Below are 23933 nucleotides of genomic sequence, written 5' to 3' on the forward strand. Positions count from 1 at the left end.
TCGGAGACAGCGGCTTGCAGGGTTTCGGGAGACAAGCTTGTCAGGTTTTTTCCTATGCAGCGATCTCGCATGGGTCAGCGCCATGAAGCCCAGCAAGGCGCCGACAAAGGGGTGAACTCACGCCCGCAGCAAGCGCTGCAACAGGCCTCCTGGCAAGCGCGCCACCTCGCCGTTCAACTCCAAGGCCATCAACTTCGCTTGCAATTGCGCGGTGGGCCAGCCTGTGCGCGCCTGCAATGCGTCCAGGCTCACCGGGTCGGCGCCCAAGGCGGCGAGCAGGCGCTCGTGGGGCTCGGACGGATCGAGCGCTTCGTCCATCGCTTCGGGGGTTTCTGTGGCTTCCGTCGTTTCGCTCGCGTCATCCCGATTCGGCATGGAGGCCGCCGCCGCCGCGACGCCCGCCCAGGCGGGTAACTCTTCCAGGACGTCTTGGGCCGACTCGACCAATTTGGCACCTTGCCGGATCAGCGCGTGACAGCCCCGGGATTGGGGGTTGTGGATGGAGCCGGGAATCGCCAGCACCTCCTTGCCCAACTCCAGCGCCAGACGTGCCGTGATCAGCGAGCCGGACTGGGGCGCCGCTTCCACCACCAAGGTGGCGCAGGACAAAGCAGCGATCAGCCGGTTGCGGCGCGGGAAGTTCTCCGACAGCGGTGGCGTGCCCAAGGGGTATTCGCTGACGATGACCCCTTGCGCGGCGATGCGCCGCGCCAGCGCCGCATGGCGTTTGGGATAGACCTGGTCCAGCCCGGTGCCCACGACGGCGACGGTTGCGGCACGCGCCGGATTTGCATGCACGTCGGACTCACTCAGTGCGCCCTCGTGAGCCGCGCCGTCCACCCCCAGGGCCAGGCCTGAGACGATGACCAAACCCGCCTCGCCCAAGCTGCGCGCAAACTGCTGGGCGTTCAGGGCGCCCTGGGGCGTGGGGTTGCGGCTGCCCACCACCGCAAGGCAGCGGCGCTCGGCCAAAGGGCCGGTCCACAACCGGCCTTCATGCAGGCCCTCCAGGCGACCCATCAGGTGCAGCATGAGGGGTGGGTCTTCCATGTGCAGCAAGGCGGCGGGATAGCCCGGCTCCCCCAGAGCCACGATGGCGCGCTGTTCCAAAGCGTCGGGTGCGTGCAACCAGTCCCAGCTCTTGACCAGCAGCTCACGCCAACCGTCGAGTGCTGCCTCATCGCCACCGTTCAACGCTTGCGCCTGCCGCGCGTTCACCACCTGGCGCAGGGCGGCGGCGCTTTGCGATAGCACGGCCTGCGGCGAGCCGAAAGCCGCGAGCAAGCGCCGGACGCTGACCGGACCCAACCCGGGCGTCAGCAGCAGGCGCAGCCAAGCACCCAGTTCATCGCGCTCCATGCTCACGCCCTCCCGGCCAGACAGCAGCCCTCGTCACACCAGCGGGCAAACGCCACGGCAAGGGGACCGGCGCATGGGTCAACAGGGCCCAGGCTGGCTTCGCCCATGAGGGCTGAGTACGGCTTCTTCATGCGCTTCAGTGTGCGCGCAAGCCCCCATGCCGACAATGCGGTGCAAAAAGCGCGGAAAATACGGCCCCCGGAGGAAACACACCATGGCTTTGCTGCCCATCCTGACTTACCCAGATCCCCGCCTGCACACCGTCGCGCAGCCCGTGCAAGCCGTGGATGCGCGCATCAAGCAGCTGATCGCCGACATGTTTGAAACCATGTACGACATGAATGGCATCGGCCTGGCCGCCACCCAGATCAATGTGCACGAGCGGCTGGTGGTCATCGATGTGTCCGAGGGACGCGACCAGCCCCAGGTCTTCATCAACCCGGAGATCGTCTGGGCCAGCCCCGAAACCAAGATCAACGAAGAAGGTTGCCTGTCGGTGCCCGGCATCTACGACGGCGTGGAGCGACACGAGCGCGTGCACGTGCGCGCGCTGGACGGCGAGGGCCAGTCCCGCGTGGTCGAGTGCGAAGGACTGCTGGCCATCTGCATCCAACACGAGATGGACCACCTGCTGGGCAAAGTGTTCGTTGAATACCTCTCACCGCTCAAGCGCAACCGCATCAAGACCAAGATGCAGAAGCTGCAACGCGAACACCAGCGCGAAGGCGCGCGGGCCTGAATGGGAATTCGATGAGAGTTGTTTACGCGGGGACACCCGAGTTCGCCCGGGTGGCCTTGCAAGCCCTGCACGCAGCAGGGCACGAAATCGTCCTGGTGTTGACGCAGCCCGACCGGCCCGCCGGTCGGGGCATGAAGCTACAGGCTTCGCCCGTCAAGCAGTTCGCGCTGGAGCACGGCATCACCGTCGCGCAACCCCGCAGCCTGCGCCTTGACGGCAAATACCCCGAAGACGCTGCGGCCGCCCAGGCCATGCTGGCAGCTGCGCAAGCCGATGTGATGGTGGTGGCGGCTTACGGCCTGATCCTGCCGCAGTGGGTCCTCGATGGCATGAGCGCTGCCGGGCCGTCCCAAGGCGCGAATGCTCAAAACGCCCCCTCGGGGGGCAGCGAAGCACTCACGGCGGCCAGCGTGGGTGCCCACAAATTCGGGTGTCTGAATATCCACGCCAGCCTGTTGCCGCGCTGGCGCGGCGCGGCACCCATCCACCGGGCCATCGAGGCTGGGGACGCAGAAACCGGCGTCACCATCATGCAGATGGACGCGGGCCTGGACACAGGTGACATGCTGCTCATGGACCGCCTGCCGATCTCCCCAGACGACAGCACGGGGACTTTGCATGACAAGTTGGCCGCGCTGGGAGGTGAGCTGATCGTGCGCAGCCTCGCGCTGGCGCAACGGGGTGAGCTGCGCGCCACGCCGCAGCCCGAGCAAGGTGTTTGTTACGCCCACAAAATTGACAAGGCCGAGGCCCAGATCGAGTGGTCGCTGCCTGCCGATCTGATTGCGCGGCGCATCCGCGCCTTCAACCCCGCGCCCGGGGCACAGACCTTGCTGGATGGCGAACACGGCGGTGAGGTGCTCAAGCTCTGGCAGGCGCATGCGACACAGACATCGCACGCGATCGATGCGCAGGGAGCGTCACCTCGCCTGGTTCCAGGGCAGATTGTTGAAGTGGGCGCCGAGGGCATCACCGTGCAGTGCGGACAAGGTCGGCTGCGGATCACCGAGTTGCAGCGCGCGGGTGGCAAGCGCCTGGGCGCGGCGGACTTTCTGCGCGGGACGGCCCTGCGCATTGGCGGCCAGCTGGGGACCACGTCGTCATGAGCGCCTCAACCCCGTCCACATCCCGTTGGCGCCGACTGCGCCATGCGGTCGCGACCAACACACGTCACCCGGCTTTCCGTGACGGCATGCGCGAGATGTTTGGCACGGCCCTGGGCGTTGGCGCCTGGGGCCTGGTCACCGGCGTGGCCATGGTCAAGAGCGGCATGGGCCTCGGGATTGCCATCTTCATGTCCTTGGTGGTGTACGCCGGCAGCGCCCAACTGGCGACGCTGCCGCTCATCATGGCGGGCGCGCCGCTGTGGGTGGTTTGGCTCACGGCCAGTTGCGTGAATTTGCGCTTCGTGATCTTCAGCAGCCTCTGGCGCACTTATTTCGGCTGGCTGCCGCGCCGCCAGCGCCTGTGGCTGGCTTACTTCAGCGGCGACGTGATCTTCGCCGCCTTCATGAAGCGCTACCCGGACCAGCGCCGTGCCCCCGACCAATTACCCTTCTTCTGCGGCGCGGCGGCCACGAACTGGTTGGCCTGGCAGGTCTTTTCCATCGCTGGCATCCTGCTGGCGAACGAAGTACCGCTGTCCTGGGGCCTGGGTTTCGCGGGCACGCTGGCCTTACTGGGCGTGCTGCTGTCCATGCTGTTCGACCGCGCCAGCTGGGTCTCGGCGGGCGTGGCCGCCACGGCCGCGGTGGCGGCCTTCGCCCTGCCGCTCAAGCTCAACATCCTGGTGGCCATCGCCGCCGCCGTGGCCGTGGGCCTCTTGATCGAGGCACTGGAGAAGCACCGGCAAGTGCCCGAGGTGGTGCTGGTGCCCGCCGACAGCCGCCTGCCGCCCGAGGAGCGCGAGCGCATCAAGTCGGGCGACGAAGTGCCACTGCGCGAGGAACGGCACCCATGAAAGGCACTGCATGAGCACGCTGGAAATCATCATCGCCGTCATCGGACTGACCGTGATCACCGTGGTCACCCGCGCCTTCTTCATGATCCCCGAGCGCGAGCTGCCCATGCCGGGTTGGCTCAAGCGCGGCCTGAAGTACGCGCCGCTGGCCGCTTTGATGGCGGTGATCGCGCCCGAGATCTTGATGACCCAGGGCGAATTCCTGCGGACCTGGCAGGACGCGCGCCTGCCCGCCGTCGTGGGCGCATCCATCTATTACTTTTGGAAGCGCGGTGTGCTGGGCACCATCGTCACCGGCATGGCCATCTACCTGCCGCTGCACATCGGGCTAGGCTGGTGAGGCCGGGCCGGAAAGACCGGCCCCTTAAAATCGTGGGCTGATCTCACACCACCCCACGCGCCGCGCCTTGCGCCCAGCGCCCATGCCGGACTCACGCCATGAACTTCATCCGCTTCTCCGACCTCTGCGCCCAAGGTAAAGCCAAGAACCAGCGCGTCTTCATCCGCGCTGACCTCAATGTCCCGCAGGATGATGCGGGCCACATCACCGAAGACACGCGCATCCGCGCGTCCATCCCCTGCATCCGCATGGCGCTGGACGCGGGCGCGGCCGTGATGGTCACGTCTCACCTGGGTCGACCCACCGAAGGTGAATTCAAGCCGGAGGATTCCCTGGCACCCGTCGCGAAACGTTTGGGTGAACTGCTGGGTCGTGAAGTTCCGCTGGTCAGCAACTGGGTGGAAGGCGTGCAGGTCGCGCCAGGCCAGCTCGTGATGCTGGAGAACGTGCGCCTGAACAAAGGCGAGAAGAAGAATGACGCCGCGCTGGCGCAGAAACTGGCCGCGCTTTGCGACATCTTCGTGCACGACGCTTTCGGCACCGCCCACCGCGCCGAGGCCTCGACCTACGGCATTGCGCAGTACGCCAAGATCGCCAGCGCGGGCCCGCTGCTGGCCGCTGAGATGGACGCCATCGGCAAGGCCCTGGCCGCGCCCAAGCGCCCACTGGCCGCCATCGTCGCGGGCAGCAAGGTCAGCACCAAGCTGACCATCCTGCAATCGCTGGCGAAGAACGTGGACCAACTCATCGTGGGCGGCGGCATCGCCAACACCTTCATGCTGGCTGCGGGGTTGAAGATCGGCAAGTCCCTGGCCGAACCCGATCTCCTGAACGACGCCAAGGCGGTGATCGAGGTCATGAAGGCGCGCGGCGCGGCGGTGCCCATCCCGGTGGACGTGGTGACGGCCAAGGAATTCAAGGCCGACGCCCAAGCCACCATCAAGAAGGCGACGGAGGTCGCCGACGACGATTTGATCCTCGACATCGGCCCCGAAACGGCGAAGCAGCTCGCAGCGCAACTCAAGGCTGCAGGCACCATTGTCTGGAACGGCCCGGTCGGTGTGTTCGAGTTCGACGCCTTTGCCCACGGCACCGAGACCATCGCACGCGCGATCGCAGAATCCAGCGCCTTCAGCATCGCGGGCGGCGGCGACACGCTGGCCGCGATCGCCAAGTACGGCATCGACAAGGATGTGGGCTACATCTCCACCGGCGGGGGCGCTTTCCTGGAAGTGCTGGAAGGCAAGACGCTGCCCGCGTTCGAAATCCTGGGCAAGCGGGCGCTGGGCTGAGCAACGGTCTGCGCTAGGTCAACGGCCCCGTGGTTTTCACGGGGCCTTTTTCCTTGTGGGGGCACACCGGATGCCGTTCCGCTCAACACCGCTTCGTGAAAGAATCGGAACGCAATTTCAAAGGAGACTCGCACCATGACACGCCGCGCGACCAAGATCGTCGCCACCCTCGGCCCCGCCTCCAGCGACCCGGCCCTGCTCGAACAGATGATCCGTGCCGGGGTCAGCGTCGTTCGCCTCAATTTCAGCCATGGCACGGCGCAAGACCACATCGCACGCGCGCGCCTGGTGCGCGAAGCCGCGGCCCGTGCCGGCTTGGAGGTGGGCATCATGGCCGACCTGCAGGGCCCCAAGATCCGCGTCGGCAAGTTCGCCGGGAACAAGGTGCAGCTCCAGAACGGGCAGAAGTTCGTGCTCGACGCCAGCCGCACCGAACCGGGCGACGTCAATGCCGTAGGCCTGGACTACAAGGAACTGCCGCAGGACGTGAAAGTGGGCGACGTGCTGCTGCTGGCCGATGGCCTGATCACCATGCAAGTCGAAGCCGTCAAAGGGCAAGCTGTGCATTGCGCGGTGGTGCAAGGCGGGGAGTTGTCCAACAACAAGGGCATCAACAAGAAGGGCGGCGGCCTGACCGCGCCCGCCCTGACGGCCAAGGACATGGAGGACATCAAGACCGCCATGAGCTTCCAGGCCGACTACGTGGCCGTGAGCTTCCCGCAGAGCGCCGCTGACATGGAGTTGGCGCGCCAACTCTGCAACGTGGCCGCGGCCGAGTACAAACACAAGCCGCATTTGATCGCCAAGATCGAGCGCGCCGAGGCGATTCCCAAGCTGGAAGAAATTCTGCGCGCCAGCGACAGCATCATGGTGGCGCGCGGTGACTTGGCCATCGAGGTGGGCAATGCGGCCGTGCCCGCCTTGCAAAAGCGCATGATCAAGCTGGCACGCGAGATGGACAAGACCGTGATCACGGCGACCCACATGATGGAGTCCATGATCAACAGCCCCATGCCCACACGCGCCGAGGTGAGTGACGTGGCCAATGCCGTGCTCGACGGCAGCGACGCGGTGATGACCTCGGCCGAAACCGCCACCGGCAAGTTCCCGCTCGAGACCGTGAGCGAGATGGCCGCCATCTGCCTGGCCGCCGAAGCGGCCGAGGAGGTCAAGCTCGATGCCGACTTCTCGGGCCAGACCTTCGGGCGCATTGATCAGTCCATTGCCATGGGGGCCTTGTTCACGGCTTACCACTTGGGTGCCAAGGCACTGGTGGCGCTGACCGACTCCGGCTCCACGGCGCTGTGGATGAGCCGCCACCACATCCATATCCCCATCTACGCGCTCACGCCCCGGGTGACGACGCAACGCAAGATGACGCTGTACCGCAACGTCACGCCCCTGCTCATGGACACCAGCGCCGACCGCGACACGGCGCTCGAACAGGCGGAAAAGCACCTCAAGGCGCGCGGCATCGTGCAAAGCGGCGACATCTACGTCATCACCTGCGGGGAACCCATGGGCGCGCCGGGTGGCACCAACATGCTGAAGATTTGTCGCGTGCCCTGAAACATTCACGCAGGGCCACCGCGCTATGGACATCCGATGCGCGGTTCATTCACGCACAGATCTCTGGCTGCACGAGTCGGGGGTAAGCCGTCCGCCTCATACGATTTGCTGCGCAAATCCAAATCGGCGGCGCGGCTTACCCCCGACTCGCTGGAACAAGCACGGTTTGCACGCCAACGAAGATTTCGCGAGCACGTTCCGAGAACGCGTGGCATCAGGTGCATCTGAACAACCACAGCACGCGGACGCTTGGGGCAGGGGAGCCCGACGATTTGGATTTGCGTAGCAAATCGTATGAAGAGCGGTCCCCTGCCCCAAGCGTCCGCGTGCTCCCCGAACTTCAGTGCACTATCTGGTCAGAAGATTTTGAAGGCCAGGTCGCCAACACCACCCCAGCCAAGGCCAGACCAAACGCCGCCGCCTGAACGCTGCTGACGTGCTCGCCCAGAAACACCACGCCCACCAGCGCCGCGCTGATCGGCAGCATCACCGTGAACACACCCGCCTGCGCGGCGGGCACGCGCTTGAGCCCCGTCATCCAGAGCCACACCGTCCACATGCTGGCGGCCAGGGCATAGAACAGCAGCAAGCCCCAGATCTCCAGCTTCACGACAGCGAAGTCGAACTGCAGCGCCTGCCAGAGGCCGAAGGGCGTGACCAGCAGCAAGCCCCAGAGATTGATGAGCGCGCTGATGCGCTTGGGTGAAACCTTGCCGCTGAGCTTCTTGCCGATCACCACATAACTTGCCTCGCAGAACACCGCGCCAATCAGCAAGGCAATGCCGAGTACCGAGTAGCTCCCGGCATTCGCTGCACCACCTTCCACCACGGCGCTCTGCTTGCTCAAGGTCACCAAGGCAATGCCGCCCACCGCGCAGGCAATGCCCGCCCAGACGCGCTTCTTGATCTGCTCCTTGAGCACGATGCGCGACAGCAGCGCCGTCACGCCAGGCAGCGCGGCCATGATCACGCCAGCAGCGAGCGCGGAACTCAGCGCCACGCCAAACAGCATGCAGATGGAAAAGAGGAAGTTGCCGAGGAAGGACTCTAGAAAGAGCAAGCCCTTGTCATGACGGGTCAACGGTGCTTCCTCGGCCCCACGATGTGTCCACGACACCATGGCCACCGCTGCGATGCCAAAGCGCAGCCAGGCCAGCAGGAACACGGGAAAGATCGTGACCAGCAGCTTGGACAGGCCCACATAGCTGCCAACCAGCGTCATGCTGGCGCTCAAGCAAAGATAGGCCAGCCAGGGCAGCCCCGCGTGCAAGGAAGACATGATGAAGACCGAAAGAGAAGTCGGAAGGAAGCGATTCAGAACAAGGCGGCGTAGCGCTGGACTTCCCAGTCGCTGACGTGGCGGGCGTAGCTGATCCACTCAGCGCGTTTAAGTTGAATGAACTGCGCGCTCAAGGTCTCGCCCAGCGCCCCGCGCAACACCGTGTCCGCTTCGAGGGCATCGACCGCCTCGCCCAAGCTTTGTGGCAAGACGCCGATGCCACGCTCGCGCAACTGCGGGAGAGACAGCTCGAACAAATCGTCGGTGCAAGCGACGCCGGGGTCGAGCTCACGATCCAAGCCGTCCAGACCCGCCGCGATCAAGCCCGCCGTGGCGAGGTAGGGATTGGCTGCCGCGTCAGGCAAGCGCCATTCAAACCGACCCGGCAAGGTGCGCACCAGCGCCGTCCGATTGTTCGGACCGTGCGCGATGTAAGCCGGTGCCCAGCTGGTGCCGGACAAGGACTCGCCCACCACCAGGCGCTTGTAGGAGTTGACCGTGGGCGCCGCCAGGGCCGCCAGCCCCGCCGAATGTGCGAGCACGCCCGCGATGAAATGCCCCATGCGCTTCTCGTCATCGAACAGGCAGCGCGCGCCTTGTCCCCCACCTTGCCACAGCGACACATGGAAGTGCATGCCACTGCCCGGCTGGTTGGCGAAGGGCTTGGGCATCATCGAGAACAGCAGTCCGTACTGCTCGGCGATGGCTTGCGCGGCCAGCTTGAAGAGCATCACGTTGTCCGCGCTGCGCAGCGCGTCCGCATGCAGGAAGTTCAGCTCGTATTGGCCGTGCGCGTCTTCGTGGTCGATCTGGAACACCTCCAGCCCGCATGCCTGTAGGCCGTAGCTCAGCTCGTTCAGAAAGTCGCGCTGACGCGGCAGGCTCTTGAGGTCGTAAGACGGTTTGTCCAAGGCGTCCTGGGTGTCCGCAGGGGCAATGCCACCCGACTCGGTCTTGCGCAAGAGAAAGAATTCGGGCTCGATGCCGGTTTGCAATTGCCAGCCCCATTCACTCAGTCGCGCCAGCTGACGGCGCAGCACCTGACGCGGGCAGGCGTCGAAGGGTTGGTTCGCCACAAAACCGTCGCAGACCACGCGGGCGTAGCCCGGCATCCAGGACATGGCGCTGGCGGTGGACAGGTCCGCACGGCCGTAGTACTCGGAACGCGGCCCGGTGCGCGGCAGGCCCGTGCCCGCGATGGACGGCCCCGCGAAACCCGCGCCGGTGTCAAGCAGGCTGGGCAGTTGCGCCAAGGGAACGAACTTGCCCTTGGCGACGCCGTGGAGGTCGGTGAATTGGGCCAGCACGGTGTGCACGCCCTCGGCGGCCAAGCGCTCCTGCAAGGCAAGGGGGTCGGCTTGCATTCAGTGAGCAGCTTTCAAGGCCACGCGCAGGATGCCCAGGGCCTCCTCGAAATGCGCTTCGGGAATGGTGAGTGGAAAAAGGAATCGGATCACGTTGCCGTCCACGCCGCAGGTGAGCAGGATCAGTCCGCGCTGCAAGGCCTCGGCCTGCACCTTCTTCGTGAAATCGGCGTTGGGTAAGCCATCGGCCTGGCGGAACTCGACGGCCACCATGGCCCCCAGACCTCGCACGTCCGCGATCTGGGGAACCTGGGCGCGCAGTTGCTCCAGCGTGGCCTTGAGGCGGTCACCGAGCATCTTGCCGCGCTGGGGCAATTGTTCCTCGCGCATCACGTCGATGACGGCATGCGCGGCGGCGATGGCCAGCGGGTTGCCCGCATAGGTGCCGCCCAAACCGCCGGGGGCTGGCGCGTCCATGATGTCAGCCTTGCCCGTCACCGCTGACAGCGGCACGCCATTGGCCAGGGACTTGGCGATGGTCATCAGGTCAGGCACCACGCCGGTCTGGGCCAGGAATTGCTCCATCGCGAACAAGGTGCCGGTGCGGCCAAAACCGCTCTGGATTTCATCGGCGATCAACACGATGCCATGTTCGTCGCAGAGCTGGCGCAGCCAGCGCACGGCCTCGGTCTGGATCACGTTAAAGCCGCCCTCGCCCTGCACTGGCTCGAAGACGATGGCTGCGACACGGCTGGGCTCGATGTCGGCCTTGAAGATGTGATGCACGGCCTTCTTCACGTCGTCCAGCGGCGTGTGGGCATCAGGGTAGGGCGCGTGGTAGATCTCGGGCGGGAAGGGTCCGAAACCCAGCTTGTAAGGCGCGACCTTGCCCGTCAAGGCGACGGCGAACAGACTGCGACCATGGAAGGCCCCACTGAAGGCAATGACGCCCGAGCGCTTGGTGTGGGCGCGCGCGATCTTGATGGCGTTTTCGATCGCCTCCGCGCCGGTGGAGAACAAGGCGGTCTTCTTGGCGTGCGTGCCAGGCGTGAGCTGGTTCAGCTTCTCGGCCAGCGCGATGTAGCTCTCATAAGGCACGACCTGGTAGCAGGTATGGGTGAAGCGTTCCAGTTGTTCCTGGATGGCTCGAACGACCTTGGGGTGTCCGTGTCCGCTGTTCATCACGGCGATACCGCCCGCGAAGTCGAGAAAGCGTCGGCCCTCCACGTCCCAGAGCTCGGCGTTGTCCGCGCGCTCGGCGAAGAAGCTGGCCATCACGCCCACGCCACGCGGCGTGGCGGCGGCCTTGCGGGCCATCAGCTGTTCGTTCTTTGAGTGGTTCATGCTTGTGACTCCTTGAAAGATTCTGACTTCCATGCGCGGCAGCCGTGGGGCCGGCTTTGCCGGATCACTGGCTGCGTCCCCTGGAGGGAAAGCGCCGCAAGGCGCTCAGGGGTGCTTGTCTATCCGTATCCAGGTGGTCTTCAACTCGGTGTACTTGTCAAAGGCGTGCAGCGATTTGTCACGGCCGTTGCCGCTTTGCTTGTAACCGCCAAAGGGCACGGTGATGTCGTCCTCGTCATACTGGTTCACGTGCACGGTGCCCGCGCGCAAGGCGCGCGCGACACGGTGGGCACGACTCAAGTTGTCGCTCCAGACGCTGGCCTGCAAGCCATAGGACGAGTCGTTGGCCAAGCGAATGGCTTCTTCTTCCGTCTTGAAGCGGATGACGGAGAGCACCGGGCCGAAGATTTCCTCGCGCGCGATTTTCATCTGGTTGGTCACGTCGATGAACACCGTCGGTTCGACGTAATAACCGCCCGTTTCCGCCAGCGCGCGCTTGCCGCCGGTCAGCAACGTCGCGCCTTCGCTGGCGCCCGCGTCGATGTAGCCCAGCACGGTCTTGAGCTGGCCTTCGTCCACCAACGCGCCCATTTCGGCATGGCCTGACAAGGGGTCTTGAGGTTGGTACTTCGGCGTTTCGCCTTTGACGCACGCCAAGAACTCGTCGGCCACCTTCTCGTGCACGAAGACACGGGACGGAGCGTTGCAGCTTTCTCCCTGGTTATAGAAGATGCTGCCCGCGACGGTTTGGGCGGCACGCTGGATGTCGGCGTAGTCATCGAACACCACGAAAGCCGATTTGCCGCCGAGTTCGTTGTACACCCGCTTGAGGTTGCTGCGGCCCGCGTAGTCCAGCATGCGCCGGCCGACGCGGGTGCTGCCCGTGAAACCAATCGCGTCCACGTCCATGTGCAGGGCCAAGGCCTCGCCCGCTTCGTGGCCATACCCGGGCACGACATTGAACACCCCCGGTGGCAAGCCCGCCTCCAGCGCCAGCTCGGCCATGCGCAAGGCGGTGAGCGGCGACTTCTCGCTGGGCTTGAGCACCACCGAATTGCCAGCAGCCAGCGCGGGGCCGAGCTTCCACGAGGCCATGAGCATGGGGTAGTTCCAGGGCACGATGGCGCCGATCACGCCCATGGGCTCGCGGGTGATGAGGGCCAAGGCGGTGGCGGGCGTGGGTGCGACTTCGTCGTAGATTTTGTCCACGGCCTCGGCGTACCAGGCGATGGTGCGCGCGCTGCTGCTCACGTCCACGGCCAGCGCCTGCTGCACGGGTTTGCCCATGTCCAGGGATTCGAGTAGCGCCAGTTCCTCACGCGCGGCCAACAGTTTGTCGGCGAAGGCGCGAAGCACTTTCTTGCGAGCGGCGGGGGCTTGCCCGGCCCAACGGCCGTCCTCGAAGGCGGCGCGGGCGCTCTTCACGGCGGCGTCGACGTCGGCTTCACGCCCCCGCGCGATCTCAGCCAAGAGGCGACCATCGATGGGCGAATGCTTGGCGAAGGTCTCGCCACTCACGGCCGCCACGCGCTGACCGTTGATCAGCGCGCGGCCGTCCCTCTTGACCACCTTGGCGGCGGCATGCCAGTCGGGTGCGGGTTTGTTCATGGCAGTGGTTCCCTAGGTGACAAAGGGAAGCCGCTGCGAACGGCTTCCCTTTCGATGGCTTGGACGCGCGGAAGGATCGCGCTCAGAAAAACACCACGAGGGCGGCACCGACGAGGTTGTTGTTCTTTTTGTACTCTTCGTTCTTCACGTCGTAGAACACGTCTTGGTCCGCGCCGTCATACCGGTACTCGAACTTCAGCCAAGCGTTGGGATTGAGCGCGTACTTGAGGCCGAGCGAGACGGCGTAGCGGTTGGCGCCCTTGCACTCTTCGCCGGCGTCACAGTCGGCGGAAGCCTTTTCATCCATGCCCAGGCCATTCACGCCATCCGCACGGACACCCGCACCGTCGTCGAACGCGGTGTAGGTGAACAAGCCGCCGCCATTCTTTTCATTGTTGATGTAGTCACCCCGCACCAGGAACTGCAGACGCGGCGTGAAGAAATACCCCACCGTGGTGGACACGCCCGCCCACTTGGCATCGCTCACACCGTCGTTGGCGGCGTCCTTCTGCGTGCCATACGAAAGCTGCCCACCGAAAGTCCAGTTGCCGCGGTTGTAGTAACCATCGACCTCGAACAATACCGCCGTGCTTTTGTCGGCCACTTCGCCATCCGCGTCCACGGTTTTGTTCCAGTTGTCGGCTTTGCCGACCACACCAGCAAAACCCACGCCCCAGAACTCTTCCGGCCAGTAGTCAAAGCGATAGACCCACGCGGGCGCGGTCTTGCCTTCCGGGGCCCTGGCGCTGTCCACGTTGGCCAGCATGGTGCGCAGCTGCCAGCTGCCGGTGGAGATGTCCAGCCCCGCGCCGGTGTAGGCGACAGGCAGCGTGAAATCGAACAGCAGGTTGTGGGTGATCAGCGAAGACTTCACCGGGTCCGCGTACTCGTACCCAGACCAATCCAGCACCTTGCCCGCGATCATCCGCGTCTGGCGGTCGGACAAAGGAATGGACACCGAAGCCGCGGTGATGGTGTGGTCACCGTTGAGCGGCTGCAACTGCAGGGTGTAAGTCGTGCCATCGTCCGTTTCCTTGGTGAAGGTGATCGTGGCATTGCCAAAGAAAGGCGTATCCGAGTAGCCGCTGAACTCGGAACTCAGGAACTGGAACCCAGCGCGATTGGCGTTCTGGTCGTAGATGTAGGTCGGGTCCATGTAACCCGTGATCTTCAAGCCCTTGAAGCCAGCGGTCTCCCAGGCATCCTCCATCGCCTCGGTCTTGATGATGGTGCGGTTGATGTCCTGCATTTGGTCAGGCGTCAGGCCCATGCGATTCTGTTGAGCGGCGGCCTGCCCCCCCGCTGCGATGCCGAGAGCGAGCGCAGCAACTTGCGCGAGGATGGTGCGGTGGTGGACTCTCATCGGCTTCTCCTTGTGTGAAGGGGTATCGGGTAGGCGGGACCTGAACAGACGGTTTGTCTTTCAACGCGAAATGGGGACCGGGAGCGAGCTCTTCCTAGGACTTTTCTTATTCGTTGCGGGCCGCCGCGCTGATTTCGGCGGCGCGGCGCCGTTCCGCACGCGCCACCAAGATGCTGGCCACGGTGACGCACACGGCCACCACGACGATGATCACCGTGGCGACCGCGTTGACCGAGGGGTTCAACCCCAGACGCGCGCGCGAGAAGATGATGAGTGGCATCGTGGTCGACCCCGGGCCGGACAAGAAGGCCGAGATCACCACGTCGTCCAGCGAGAGGCTGAAGGTCAATAGCCAGGCGGAGACCAGGGCCTGCGAAATCGAAGGCAAGGTGACCAAGGTGAAGACCTGCCAAGGCTTGGCCCCCAGATCCATGGCCGCCTCTTCGAGTTGAGGATTGATGGCCTGCAGTCGAGCGGCGATGACCACGGTGGCGTAGGCCATCCCCATCATCATGTGACCCAAGAGGATCGTGACCAAACCGCGCTCGGGGATGCCGATGGCGCGCTGCAGCGCCACCAGCAACAGCAGCAGGGACAGACCTTGGATGACCTCGGGCATGACCAGCGGTGCGTTGACCATGCCGGAGAAAAAGGTGCGACCACGGAAACGCTTGTACTTGACCAGGGCAAAGGCGGCGAGCGTGCCCAGGGTGACGGACAGGCAGGCCGACAGGAAGGCAATCTTGAGCGAGAGCCAGAGGCCGTTGAGGATTTCCCGGTCACCCGCCAGCTTGACGTACCAGTCCAGCGTGAACCCTTCCCAGCTGGTGGGCAGGGGGGATTTGTTGAAGGAAAAAATGACCAGCGCCATCATCGGCAGGTACAGGAACAGCAGGCCAGCGACCAGCCATCCCTTGCCGAACCCGGCGGCGAAGCGCGAGCTGAACAGGGCTTTGCTCATGTCGAAACACCTCCGCGCTTCGCGCTGCGTTGCGAGCTTGCTTGACGAAACATCAGGGTATGGCTCTGCGCTGCGTTCATTTCGCCTTCTCCTGGGCCTCGGCCTGGTACCTGTTGAAGATGGCCAGGGGCACGACAATCAGCAACACCAGCACCACGGCGACGGTGGAGGCCATGGGCCAATCGTTGTTGCTGAAGAATTCGTCCCACAGCACGCGGCCAATCATCAAGGTGCGCGCACCGCCCAGCATTTCGGGAATGACGAACTCGCCGATGCAGGGAATGAAAACCAGCATGGAACCCGCGATGATGCCGGCCTTGGACAGCGGCACCGTGACCTTCCAGAACGCCGTCCAGGGCGTCGCACCCAGATCCGCGGCGGCCTCCAGCAGGCGCAGATCCATCTTGGCCAGGTTCGCGTAAAGCGGCAGGATCATGAAAGGCAGGTAGGTGTAGGTCATCCCGATGACCAAGGAGAACGGCGTGTACAGGTACATGCCCGGCGCGTCGATGACGCCCATCGCCATGAGCAGATGGTCCAGCCCCAGGAAGTTCAGCGCCGACGCCCCCCAGCCTCCCTCGCTGAGCAAGCCCTTCCACGCGTAGACGCGCAACAGGAAGGACGTCCAGAAGGGCAGCATGACCAGCATCAACAGCAAGGGCTGCACCGTGGCCTTGGCCCGCGCCATGAAGTAGGCGAAGGGATAACCGATGAACAGGCAGCAGGCCGTGGTGACGGCCGCGTACTTCAGACTGGAGAGATAGGCCCTGACGTAGAGGTCGTCGCTGAACAGAAAGACGTAGTTGGCGTATTTGAAGCTCAGGTTCACCACGCCATCCTTGATGGTCATCAGCTCCTGGGCCATCACCGGTCCCATCTCGGACACCGAGTAATTGAGGACGATCAGGAAAGGCGCGAGGAAGAAGAGCAGCAACCAGACATAGGGGATGCCGATGACGGCGCTGCGGCCACGCCACCAGGCGGGGCGAAAGCGCACGTAACCCGTGCCCGAGTCAGGCGCGGCGGAAGAGGGGGAGATGACACTGCTCATGGCGGGGTCCTGCTTGCCTGTGGCACCTCGTTTTATTGCGTGAGCACGACCTGGGCCTGCGGGCTCCAATGCGCCCAGACCTCGTCGTCCCAGGTGAAGATATCGTCCGGGTGTCGCTCCGTGTTGGCCATGCTGACCTTGAGCGTCGCGCCGCTGGCCAGCTTCACACGGTAGATCGTCAGTCCGCCAAAATAAGACAGCTCCTTGACCGTGCCCTTGACCGTGTTGAAACGCGTGTCCTCGGGCGCCTGGCGCGACAGCTTGATTTTCTCGGGCCGCAGGGCGACCGTGACCGCCATGTCCTCGGTGCCGGTGATGCCGTGGCCCACGTAGTGCCGCACGTCGGCGCAGGCGATCTCGCAATGGGCCGCGTCGTCCACGTCCAGCGTGCCATCCATCAGGTTGACGTTGCCGATGAAGTCAGCCACGAAGCGCGATTGCGGGGTTTCATAGATTTCGCCCGGCGCACCGACCTGCAGGAAGCGCCCTTCGCTCATGACAGCCAGGCGCGAGGCCATGGTCATGGCCTCTTCCTGATCGTGCGTGACCATCACGCAGGTCACGCCCACCTGCTCAATGATGTTGACCAGTTCGATCTGGGTCTGCTCGCGCAACTTCTTGTCCAGCGCGCCCAGGGGCTCGTCCAGCAACAGCAACTGAGGTTGTTTGGCCAGGCTGCGCGCCAAGGCCACGCGCTGCTGCTGCCCGCCGGAGAGCTGGTGCGGCTTGCGCTGAGCGAATTTGCCCAGTTGCACCAGCTTGAGCATGGCCTCGACGCGCTCGGCCACCTCGGCCTTGGGCATGCCCTCGCGGCGTAGGCCAAAAGCGATGTTGTCCCAGACCGTCAGGTGCGGAAACAGGGCGTAGGACTGGAACATCATGTTGAGCGGCCGCTCGTAGGGCGGTAGCCCCACGAGGTCCACCCCGTCCAGCACGATGCTGCCGGCCGTCGGCGTCTCGAACCCAGCCAGCATGCGCAGCAGGGTGGTCTTGCCGCAGCCCGAGGGGCCCAGCAAGGCAAAGATCTCGCCCTTGGCGATGTCGATGTTGACGTTGTTGACCGCCTTGTACCCGCCAAATTCCTTCACCACGCTCTTGATCTGCAGGAATTTCGCGTTATGGCTGCTCTTTGGGCTGCTCATTCTTCGCCTTGAGACTAGGGTTGAAAAGGGGCGATTATCGTGATCCTGGGCGGCCTTGCCTTACATGCCGGTCTTGAAGGCGGTGTAGACCCGACTTTGGTTGCGCCGGATGTCATTGGTCAGCTGTTGTTCGGAATAGCCCACCATCTTGCCCATGTCGGCGGGGGACAGGAACACCGTGCTGTTGTTCGCCACCGATGGATTGATGAACTGCTTGGAAGCGCTGTAGGTGCCGTTCGGGTAGAACACCTTGTTGGTCAGCCCGGCGTTGACCTGGGCACGCAGGATGTAGTCGATGAACTTGTAAGCGTTCTCGATGTGCGGGGCATCCGCGGGAATGGCCATGACGTCGAAGAACAGCAAGCCGCCGGTGGAGGGCACCAGCGCCTGGATGTTCTGCCCGGTCTTGCCGTCAATGGCGCGCTGCCGGGCGATGTTGATGTCACCCGACCAGCCCAAGGCCAGGCAGATGGAGCCGCTGGCCATGTCGTTGATGTAGCCCGAGGAGCTGAACAGCGTGACGGAGGGGCGAATGCTCTTGAGCAGGGCCAAGGCCGCGTTGTAGTCCGCCGCGCTCTTGGAAACGCGGGGTTTGCCCAGGTAGTGCAGGGCGGCAGGCACGACTTCGTCGGCCGAGTCCAACACCGACACACCACAGGATTTCAGTTTGCTCACCAACTCGGGCTTGAAGAGCAAGTCCCAGACATTGGCGGGCAGTTCACCGCCGATCGCCTTCTTGACCTTGTCCACGTTGATGCCCAGGGTGGTGTAGCCCCAGAGCCAAGGCACCAGGTACTGGTTCCCGGGGTCCACTGCGGCCAGCTGGGACATGAGCGGCGCCTCAAGGTTCTTGAGGTTGGGAATCTTGCTGCGGTCCAGCGGCGTGAACAAGCCCGCGGAGAGCTGGAGCGCGGCCCAGTTCGAGGAGGGCACCACGATGTCGTAACCCGTCTTGCCCGCCACCAGCTTGGCGTGCAGGATTTCGTTGTTGTCGAAGTTGTCGTAGCGGACCTTGATGCCGGTTTCCTTCTCGAAATTGGCGATCGTTTCGTCCCCGATGTAGTCGGACCAGTTGTAGACGTTCAAGACCTTGGCTTCCTGCGCGGAAGCGCTCGCTCCCCAGAGGAGGGAGGCCGAGGACAGCAGCACCGCGGCCACCGTGGCGAGCGCGGAACAAGGGCGGAAATTCAGCTTCATGACGATGGCCTCCTAATGCCGAAGAGTGATGCAGGAACGATCAAGTCTTGAGGACGAGGGAAACTCGAATACGCGATTCTGGGCTGATTTTCAGCCAATACGGCGGGCCCAATCCACCTCGGGCGCATGGAAGTGGCGGAGGCAAAGTCCGTGCCACCCGCCAGGGCCAAGCCGCTTGGCCAGGCCCATCAGAAGGCGCCTTTCTGCCGAAGTTCCGCCACGGTGAGGTCCAGGCAGCGGCGGATCAGCGCCAGCATCTCATCGATCTGCGCGCGGGTCATCGACAGTGGCGGCGCGATGATCATGCGGTCCCCCACGGCGCGCATGATGAGGCCCTCTCGGAAGCAGTGCGCCCGGCACATCATGCCGACGGCCAATTCGCCCGGAAAGGCCGCTCCACTGGCTTTGTCGCGCACCAGCTGCAAGGCACCCATCAGGCCACAGGTCTGGGCCTCTCCCACCAGGGGATGCTCGGCCAGCTCGGCGTACCGCTCGGCCAAGTAGGGCCCCGTGTCTTGCCGCACGCGTTCAACCAGCCCCTCGCGCTGAATGAGTCGGATATTGGCCACCGCCACAGCGCAGGCCACCGGATGGCCGCTGTAGGTGTAGCCATGGGCGAACTCGCCACCGTTGGCGAGCGCCTTGGCCACGCGCTCGCCCACCATCACGCCGCCCAAGGGGATATAGCCGCTGGTCACGCCCTTGGCGAAGGTCATGAGGTCGGGTTTCGTGCCCATGGTCTCGCAGCCGAACCATTGGCCGGTGCGCCCAAAGCCGGTGATCACCTCGTCGGACACCAGCAGGATGCCGTGCTGGTCACAAATGCGCTGGATCTCGGGCCAGTAGGTGGACGGCGGCACGATCACGCCACCCGCGCCCTGCACCGGCTCGCCGATGAAGGCCGCCACGCGACCGGGGCCGATTTCCTGGATCTTTTGTTCAAGCCAGTGGGCGGCTTTGATGCCGAAGTCGTCACGACTCAGACGCTGGCCCTTCTCGTCGCGCCCCAGCGCAAACCAGAACGGCTGTTCGATGTGCACGATATCGGGAATGGGCAGACCCCCTTGTTGGTGCATCTCGGACATGCCGCCCAGCGAGGCGCCAGCCATGGTAGAGCCGTGGTAAGCGTTCTTGCGGCTGATGATGACCTTGCGCTCGGGCTGGCCCTGCAAATCCCAGTAGCGCCGCACCAGTCGCACGATGGTGTCGTTGCTCTCCGAGCCCGAACCACCAAAGAAGACATGCTGGAATTGCGGCGGCGTGATCTCCGCCAGCAACTCGGCGAGTTCGATGGCGGGCGGCGTGGCCGTGTTGAAGAAGCTGTTGTAGAAGGGCAGCGTCTGCAACTGCCGCGTCGCGGCATCGATCAGTTCCTGACGGCCATAACCCACGTTGACGCACCAGAGCCCGCTCATGGCGTCGAGGATCTTCTGCCCCTCGCTGTCCCAGATGTAGATGTCGTCGGCACGGGTGATGATGCGCGCCCCCTTGCGCGCCAGCGCCGCGGAGTCCGTGAAGGGATGCAGGTAATGCGCGGAGTCCGCGTGCTGCCATTCGGCGGTGGTGCGTTGCGCTACAGGTTTCATGCGTGCATTCATTGACCAAGCTTTCCTTCGTGGGCTCTCGTGGAACCGGCTTTACCGGGCCACTGAGTGCACCCCCTTGGGGGAGAGGCGCCGAGGGCGCCTCGGGGGGATCCATGTTCTTCAGACGTGCAATAAGAGGTGCTCGCGTTCCCAGGGTGAGATGACCTTCATGTACTCGTCGAACTCAATCTCCTTGATCTCGCTGTAGACGGTCACGAACTCGCGGCCCAGTACCTCGTGCAGATCGGTCTCCTTGCGCAGCAAGTCCAGCGCGTCACTCTGCCCGCGTGGCAGGGCAAAGGGCGTGAGGTAGGCGTCGCCCTTCATCTCGTCCTTGGGCTTGATCTTGTTCTTCAGGCCTAGGTAACCGCAGGCCAGGGTCACGGCCATGGCGATGTAGGGGTTGGCGTCCGCGCCGATCACGCGGTTTTCCAAGCGGCGCGCCTCGGGGGTGGAAATCGGCGAGCGGATGCCGACCGTGCGGTTGTCCTGCCCCCACTCGATGTTGATGGGTGCGGCCGTGAAGCGCGACAGGCGACGGTAGCTATTGACGTAAGGCGCCAACAGGGCCATCGCCGCTGGCGTGTACTTCTGCAGGCCACCGATGTAGTGGTAGAAGGCGTCCGAGGGCGCGCCATCGGGCTTGCTGAAGATGTTGCGACCCGACTTGTCCACCACGCTCTGGTGGATGTGCATGGCGCTGCCCGGCTCGCCCGCGATGGGCTTGGCCATGAAGGTCGCGTACATGTCATGGCGCATCGCGGCCTCGCGCACCGTGCGCTTGAAGAAGAACACCTCGTCGGCCAGGCCCAGAGGATGGGCGTGGAAGAAGTTGATCTCCATCTGACCCGCGCCGACCTCATGGATCAAGGTGTCCACGTTCAAGCCCATCTGCTCGCAGTAGGCGTAGATGTCCTCGAACAGCGGATCGAACTCGTTGACCGCGTCGATGCTGTAGGCCTGGCGCGAGGTCTCGGCGCGCCCGCTGCGACCAATCGGAGGACGCAGCGGCGTGTTGGCGTCGGTGTTGCGCGCGGTCAGGTAGAACTCCAACTCGGGCGCGACCACCGGGTTCCAGCCCTCCGCGGCGTAGAGGTCACAGACCTTGCGCAGCACGCTGCGCGGCGCGTAGGGAATGAGCTTGCCATCGTGATCGAAGCAATCGTGGATGACCTGGGCCGTGGGGTCGATGGCCCAGGGCACGATGCGCACCGTGCTGGGGTCGGGGCGCAACTGCATGTCGCGGTCGGTGGGGTCGATGACGTCGTAGTAGGGGCCGTCCTCCGGGAATTCACCCGTGACGCTCATGGCCACCGTCACCTGTGGCAGGCGCATGCCGCGGTCCTCGGTGAATTTCTCGCGCGGCAGGATCTTGCCGCGGGCCACGCCAGTCAAGTCCGGCACGAGGCATTCGATTTCGGTGACGCGGCGTTCATTGAGCCACTGTTCGAGTTCGGCAAAGCCGAAGTTGTTTTTTTCAACCATGGGGATCTCTCACTGTTCTGTTCGATAAGGACCGGTGCAAGCGAACCGCCAGGGCGGGCTGTTCTCGCGACCGGCCAGATTCCTCGCGATGGCCCGCGCGCACGCAGGCAGGGCAAGGGCGTCAGGCACGGAGAGCGGCTGGCTGAGGGGCGCGGTGCCGGTCACGATAGAGCACGCAGGCATCACCGAAGGCCCGGAACAGCTTTTGTGAAATGGGGTTGTGCGCGGCCAGCCACTCGGGGTGCCACTGCACGCAGAGGTTGAAGCCTTGCACGGGCCGACCCGCAATGGCTTCGGCGGAAAAGGCTTCCACCAGACCGTCCGGCGCGCGCGCTTCCACCCGCAGGCCGGGCGCCAATTGGTTCACGCCCTGACCATGCACGGAATTCACCTGAAACTCCATCTGGTCCACGATGGCGGCCAAGCGGCCACCCGACTGAACATGGACCGGATGCGCCGGGCCATACACCACTTCGGGCGGGGCCTTGGGGTCATGGGGGGCGCCTCGGTGGTCGTTCTTGCCCACGACTTCCTGCACGGCCTGGTGCAGGCTGCCGCCCAGCGCCACATTGGTTTCCTGGAAGCCACGGCAAATCGCGAAGAGCGGGATGCCCCGCTCCAACGCGGCGCGAATGAAGGGCAGGGTCCATGCGTCGCGATCCGGGTCGAGCGGCAGGCTGGGGTCGTGCACCGTTTCCTCGAAATGGCTGGGATGCACATTGGACGGGGAACCGGTCAGGAACACGCCATCGGCCAAGTCGAGCAAGGCCTGCATTTCGCGCGCGTCCACCGCGCCCGGCACGACCAAGGGCTGGCAACCGGCGAGGCGGACGGCGTCGATGTATTTCTTGCCTGCGATGTGGAAGGGATGATCCCCGACCTGCCGGTTGCAGGAGGGCACCAGAACCAGGGGTTTTCTCTCCGAAGACGCGGCCCCCGCGCTCGAAACGAGGGGCTGGACGGACAGGGGCATGGGCGCGTTCACAGCAAATCCTTGATGCGGTAGTAGGCCATGCCCAGCACCAGCGCCGGTGTTCGCAGCCAGCGTCCCCCTGGAAACGGTCGATGCTGGATGCGCGCGAAGATGTCGAATCGCTCGGCCTGGCCTGCGATGGCCTCGGCCACCAGCTTACCCGCCAAACCGGTCAACGCCAAGCCATGACCGGAAAAGCCTTGCAGATAAAAAATATTCGCGTGCCCAGGCTGGCCGGTGCGTTGGGACAGTCGACCGAAATCGGGCGCGCGGTTCATCGAGATGTCCACGAAACCGCCCCACGCGTATTCGGCCTTCACGTCCTTCAATTGCGGGAAGGACAGCAGCATGCGTCGGCGCATGCTCTCAGCGAGGTTCATCGGCGTGGCCTTGCTGTAACTGACGCGCCCACCGTAGAGCATGCGGTGGTCCTGCATGGGACGGAAGTAATCCAGCACGAAATTGGTGTCGCAGACCGCCGCGCCGCTGGGAATCAGCGAGTCGGCCAGGGCCGGGGCCATGCGTTCGGAAGCGATGATGTAGGTGCCCACTGGCATGATGCGCGCCTCCAGCGCGCGGGCGATTTCCTGCAAGTACACGTTGCCCGCCAGCAGCACATGGCGGGCGCGCACGCTGCCGTGGACAGCGCCCTGACCCGCCACCTGGGTCACGGTGCGCAGGGTGGTGAGCGCGCCATCGGCCTGGGTTTCCATCGCCGTCACGGCCGTGTCTTCATGGATGCGCACGCCGGCCTGGGCCGCCGCGGCCGCCAGCCCCTGTGTGTACTTGAGCGGATGCAGATGCCCGTTGAAGTCATCGTAGACCCCGCTGTGAAAACGCGGGCTGGCGATCCAGCGCGGCATGTCCTGCGGTTCGATCCAGCGGCTCTGGAAGTCGTAGCGCCGGAGCATGTCCTCTTGCCAGGCGCGCAAAGTGCGCGCCTTGCGCGCGTTGACCGCCAAGGTCAGGTAGCCGGACCGCCATTCGCAATCGATGGCGTGGCGCGCCCGACGCTCGTGCACCAAATTCACGGCTTCGACCGTCATGTCCCAGACACGGCGGGCCACGGTGGCGCCCAGTTGCTCCTCGATCACGGAGATATCGCTGGCCAGGCCTGCGATGACCTGCCCGCCGTTGCGGCCCGAGGCACCCCAGCCCACCTCGCGCGCTTCCAGCACGGTCACGCTGTAACCCCTGGCGCTGAGTTCCAGTGCCGCCGACAGCCCGGCCAGACCGCCGCCGACCACGGCAACGTCAGCCGCCACGTCGTCTTGCAAGGCGAGGTGATGCCGGGTACGCGGCGCGGTGGCCGCGTAATAGGAGTTGCGGGTCAGGTCCTGGTCCGTTTCGAGCAGTGTCTTGAACATCCGGCTGACCCCTT

General features: G+C 64.5%; 20 protein-coding genes. 6 read left to right on the forward strand and 14 right to left on the reverse strand.

The annotated features are described in order from the left end of the window. Positions 1–117: 117 nt before the first annotated feature. Positions 118–1359, reverse strand: a complete 1242-nt coding sequence (dprA, locus tag ACLBKS_RS09270; protein ID WP_410192522.1) for a DNA-processing protein DprA — start codon at positions 1357–1359, stop codon at positions 118–120. 214 nt (positions 1360–1573) lie between these two features. Here dprA and def point away from each other — a divergent pair, with 214 nt between their 5' ends. From def to pyk, 6 genes are all read left to right on the forward strand, one after another. Further along, entirely contained in the window at positions 1574–2098 is a 525-nt protein-coding gene (def, locus tag ACLBKS_RS09275; RefSeq protein ID WP_410192523.1) for a peptide deformylase, read from the forward strand. Between the two features lie 11 nt (positions 2099–2109). Then, on the forward strand, positions 2110–3204 hold the full coding sequence (locus ACLBKS_RS09280; RefSeq protein ID WP_410192524.1) for a methionyl-tRNA formyltransferase: 1095 nt from the start codon (positions 2110–2112) through the stop codon (positions 3202–3204). Between the two features lie 86 nt (positions 3205–3290). Further along, positions 3291–4058, forward strand: coding sequence for an AzlC family ABC transporter permease (locus ACLBKS_RS09285; protein ID WP_410192745.1), 768 nt, complete (start codon positions 3291–3293; stop codon positions 4056–4058). 10 nt (positions 4059–4068) lie between these two features. Further along, positions 4069–4398, forward strand: a complete 330-nt coding sequence (locus ACLBKS_RS09290; protein ID WP_410192525.1) for an AzlD domain-containing protein — start codon at positions 4069–4071, stop codon at positions 4396–4398. A 98-nt stretch (positions 4399–4496) separates the two neighbouring features. Then, positions 4497–5690 carry a phosphoglycerate kinase gene (locus ACLBKS_RS09295; protein ID WP_410192526.1) on the forward strand — a complete coding sequence of 398 codons (1194 nt, stop codon included), beginning with the start codon at positions 4497–4499 and terminating at the stop codon, positions 5688–5690. A gap of 135 nt (positions 5691–5825) precedes the next feature. After that, complete coding sequence (gene pyk / locus ACLBKS_RS09300) at positions 5826–7259, forward strand: pyruvate kinase (protein WP_410192527.1); 1434 nt, start codon at positions 5826–5828, stop codon at positions 7257–7259. 340 nt (positions 7260–7599) lie between these two features. Here pyk and ACLBKS_RS09305 read toward each other — a convergent pair whose 3' ends face one another. The 13 genes from ACLBKS_RS09305 to ACLBKS_RS09365 all read right to left on the reverse strand — a co-directional run bounded on the left by ACLBKS_RS09305 (position 7600) and on the right by ACLBKS_RS09365 (position 23919). Next, positions 7600–8538, reverse strand: coding sequence for a DMT family transporter (locus tag ACLBKS_RS09305; RefSeq protein ID WP_410192528.1), 939 nt, complete (start codon positions 8536–8538; stop codon positions 7600–7602). A gap of 35 nt (positions 8539–8573) precedes the next feature. Further along, a complete protein-coding gene (gene glnT / locus ACLBKS_RS09310; RefSeq protein ID WP_410192529.1) occupies positions 8574–9902 on the reverse strand; it encodes a type III glutamate--ammonia ligase in 1329 nt (442 codons plus the stop codon). Next, positions 9903–11186: a 4-aminobutyrate--2-oxoglutarate transaminase gene (gabT, locus tag ACLBKS_RS09315; protein WP_410192530.1), complete on the reverse strand. Its 1284-nt coding sequence runs from the start codon at positions 11184–11186 to the stop codon at positions 9903–9905. Positions 11187–11291: 105 nt separating this feature from the next. Further along, positions 11292–12794, reverse strand: a complete 1503-nt coding sequence (locus ACLBKS_RS09320) for an aldehyde dehydrogenase (protein ID WP_410192531.1) — start codon at positions 12792–12794, stop codon at positions 11292–11294. Positions 12795–12876: 82 nt separating this feature from the next. Then, the gene (locus tag ACLBKS_RS09325; RefSeq protein ID WP_410192532.1) at positions 12877–14157 is read right to left on the reverse strand and encodes a DUF3138 family protein; all 1281 of its coding nucleotides are present in this window, start codon (positions 14155–14157) and stop codon (positions 12877–12879) included. Positions 14158–14263: 106 nt separating this feature from the next. Continuing rightward, on the reverse strand, positions 14264–15118 hold the full coding sequence (locus ACLBKS_RS09330) for an ABC transporter permease (RefSeq protein WP_410192533.1): 855 nt from the start codon (positions 15116–15118) through the stop codon (positions 14264–14266). Positions 15119–15194: 76 nt separating this feature from the next. Then, on the reverse strand, positions 15195–16169 hold the full coding sequence (locus ACLBKS_RS09335; protein ID WP_410192534.1) for an ABC transporter permease: 975 nt from the start codon (positions 16167–16169) through the stop codon (positions 15195–15197). 32 nt (positions 16170–16201) lie between these two features. Continuing rightward, on the reverse strand, positions 16202–17311 hold the full coding sequence (locus ACLBKS_RS09340; protein ID WP_410192535.1) for an ABC transporter ATP-binding protein: 1110 nt from the start codon (positions 17309–17311) through the stop codon (positions 16202–16204). Between the two features lie 60 nt (positions 17312–17371). Then, positions 17372–18508, reverse strand: a complete 1137-nt coding sequence (locus ACLBKS_RS09345; protein ID WP_410192536.1) for a polyamine ABC transporter substrate-binding protein — start codon at positions 18506–18508, stop codon at positions 17372–17374. A 188-nt stretch (positions 18509–18696) separates the two neighbouring features. Next, positions 18697–20094, reverse strand: coding sequence for an aspartate aminotransferase family protein (locus tag ACLBKS_RS09350; protein WP_410192537.1), 1398 nt, complete (start codon positions 20092–20094; stop codon positions 18697–18699). A 120-nt stretch (positions 20095–20214) separates the two neighbouring features. After that, positions 20215–21579 (reverse strand): glutamine synthetase family protein, encoded by a 1365-nt coding sequence (locus ACLBKS_RS09355; protein ID WP_410192538.1) that lies wholly within the window; start codon positions 21577–21579, stop codon positions 20215–20217. Between the two features lie 121 nt (positions 21580–21700). After that, positions 21701–22552, reverse strand: coding sequence for a gamma-glutamyl-gamma-aminobutyrate hydrolase family protein (locus tag ACLBKS_RS09360; RefSeq protein WP_410192539.1), 852 nt, complete (start codon positions 22550–22552; stop codon positions 21701–21703). Positions 22553–22560: 8 nt separating this feature from the next. Continuing rightward, positions 22561–23919: an NAD(P)/FAD-dependent oxidoreductase gene (locus ACLBKS_RS09365; RefSeq protein WP_410192540.1), complete on the reverse strand. Its 1359-nt coding sequence runs from the start codon at positions 23917–23919 to the stop codon at positions 22561–22563. Positions 23920–23933 lie beyond the last annotated feature (14 nt).

This window comes from Hylemonella sp. W303a, assembly GCF_046452315.1.
Taxonomy (GTDB): Bacteria; Pseudomonadota; Gammaproteobacteria; order Burkholderiales; family Burkholderiaceae_C; genus Hylemonella.

Coding starts and splice junctions, on each gene's coding strand:
- dprA (WP_410192522.1), bottom strand. CDS start 1,359: ATGGAGCGCGATGAACTGGGTGCTTGGCTGCGCCTGCTGCTGACGCCC.
- def (WP_410192523.1), top strand. CDS start 1,574: ATGGCTTTGCTGCCCATCCTGACTTACCCAGATCCCCGCCTGCACACC.
- ACLBKS_RS09280 (WP_410192524.1), top strand. CDS start 2,110: ATGAGAGTTGTTTACGCGGGGACACCCGAGTTCGCCCGGGTGGCCTTG.
- ACLBKS_RS09285 (WP_410192745.1), top strand. CDS start 3,291: ATGCGCGAGATGTTTGGCACGGCCCTGGGCGTTGGCGCCTGGGGCCTG.
- ACLBKS_RS09290 (WP_410192525.1), top strand. CDS start 4,069: ATGAGCACGCTGGAAATCATCATCGCCGTCATCGGACTGACCGTGATC.
- ACLBKS_RS09295 (WP_410192526.1), top strand. CDS start 4,497: ATGAACTTCATCCGCTTCTCCGACCTCTGCGCCCAAGGTAAAGCCAAG.
- pyk (WP_410192527.1), top strand. CDS start 5,826: ATGACACGCCGCGCGACCAAGATCGTCGCCACCCTCGGCCCCGCCTCC.
- ACLBKS_RS09305 (WP_410192528.1), bottom strand. CDS start 8,538: ATGTCTTCCTTGCACGCGGGGCTGCCCTGGCTGGCCTATCTTTGCTTG.
- glnT (WP_410192529.1), bottom strand. CDS start 9,902: ATGCAAGCCGACCCCCTTGCCTTGCAGGAGCGCTTGGCCGCCGAGGGC.
- gabT (WP_410192530.1), bottom strand. CDS start 11,186: ATGAACCACTCAAAGAACGAACAGCTGATGGCCCGCAAGGCCGCCGCC.
- ACLBKS_RS09320 (WP_410192531.1), bottom strand. CDS start 12,794: ATGAACAAACCCGCACCCGACTGGCATGCCGCCGCCAAGGTGGTCAAG.
- ACLBKS_RS09325 (WP_410192532.1), bottom strand. CDS start 14,157: ATGAGAGTCCACCACCGCACCATCCTCGCGCAAGTTGCTGCGCTCGCT.
- ACLBKS_RS09330 (WP_410192533.1), bottom strand. CDS start 15,118: ATGAGCAAAGCCCTGTTCAGCTCGCGCTTCGCCGCCGGGTTCGGCAAG.
- ACLBKS_RS09335 (WP_410192534.1), bottom strand. CDS start 16,169: ATGAGCAGTGTCATCTCCCCCTCTTCCGCCGCGCCTGACTCGGGCACG.
- ACLBKS_RS09340 (WP_410192535.1), bottom strand. CDS start 17,311: ATGAGCAGCCCAAAGAGCAGCCATAACGCGAAATTCCTGCAGATCAAG.
- ACLBKS_RS09345 (WP_410192536.1), bottom strand. CDS start 18,508: ATGAAGCTGAATTTCCGCCCTTGTTCCGCGCTCGCCACGGTGGCCGCG.
- ACLBKS_RS09350 (WP_410192537.1), bottom strand. CDS start 20,094: ATGAAACCTGTAGCGCAACGCACCACCGCCGAATGGCAGCACGCGGAC.
- ACLBKS_RS09355 (WP_410192538.1), bottom strand. CDS start 21,579: ATGGTTGAAAAAAACAACTTCGGCTTTGCCGAACTCGAACAGTGGCTC.
- ACLBKS_RS09360 (WP_410192539.1), bottom strand. CDS start 22,552: ATGCCCCTGTCCGTCCAGCCCCTCGTTTCGAGCGCGGGGGCCGCGTCT.
- ACLBKS_RS09365 (WP_410192540.1), bottom strand. CDS start 23,919: ATGTTCAAGACACTGCTCGAAACGGACCAGGACCTGACCCGCAACTCC.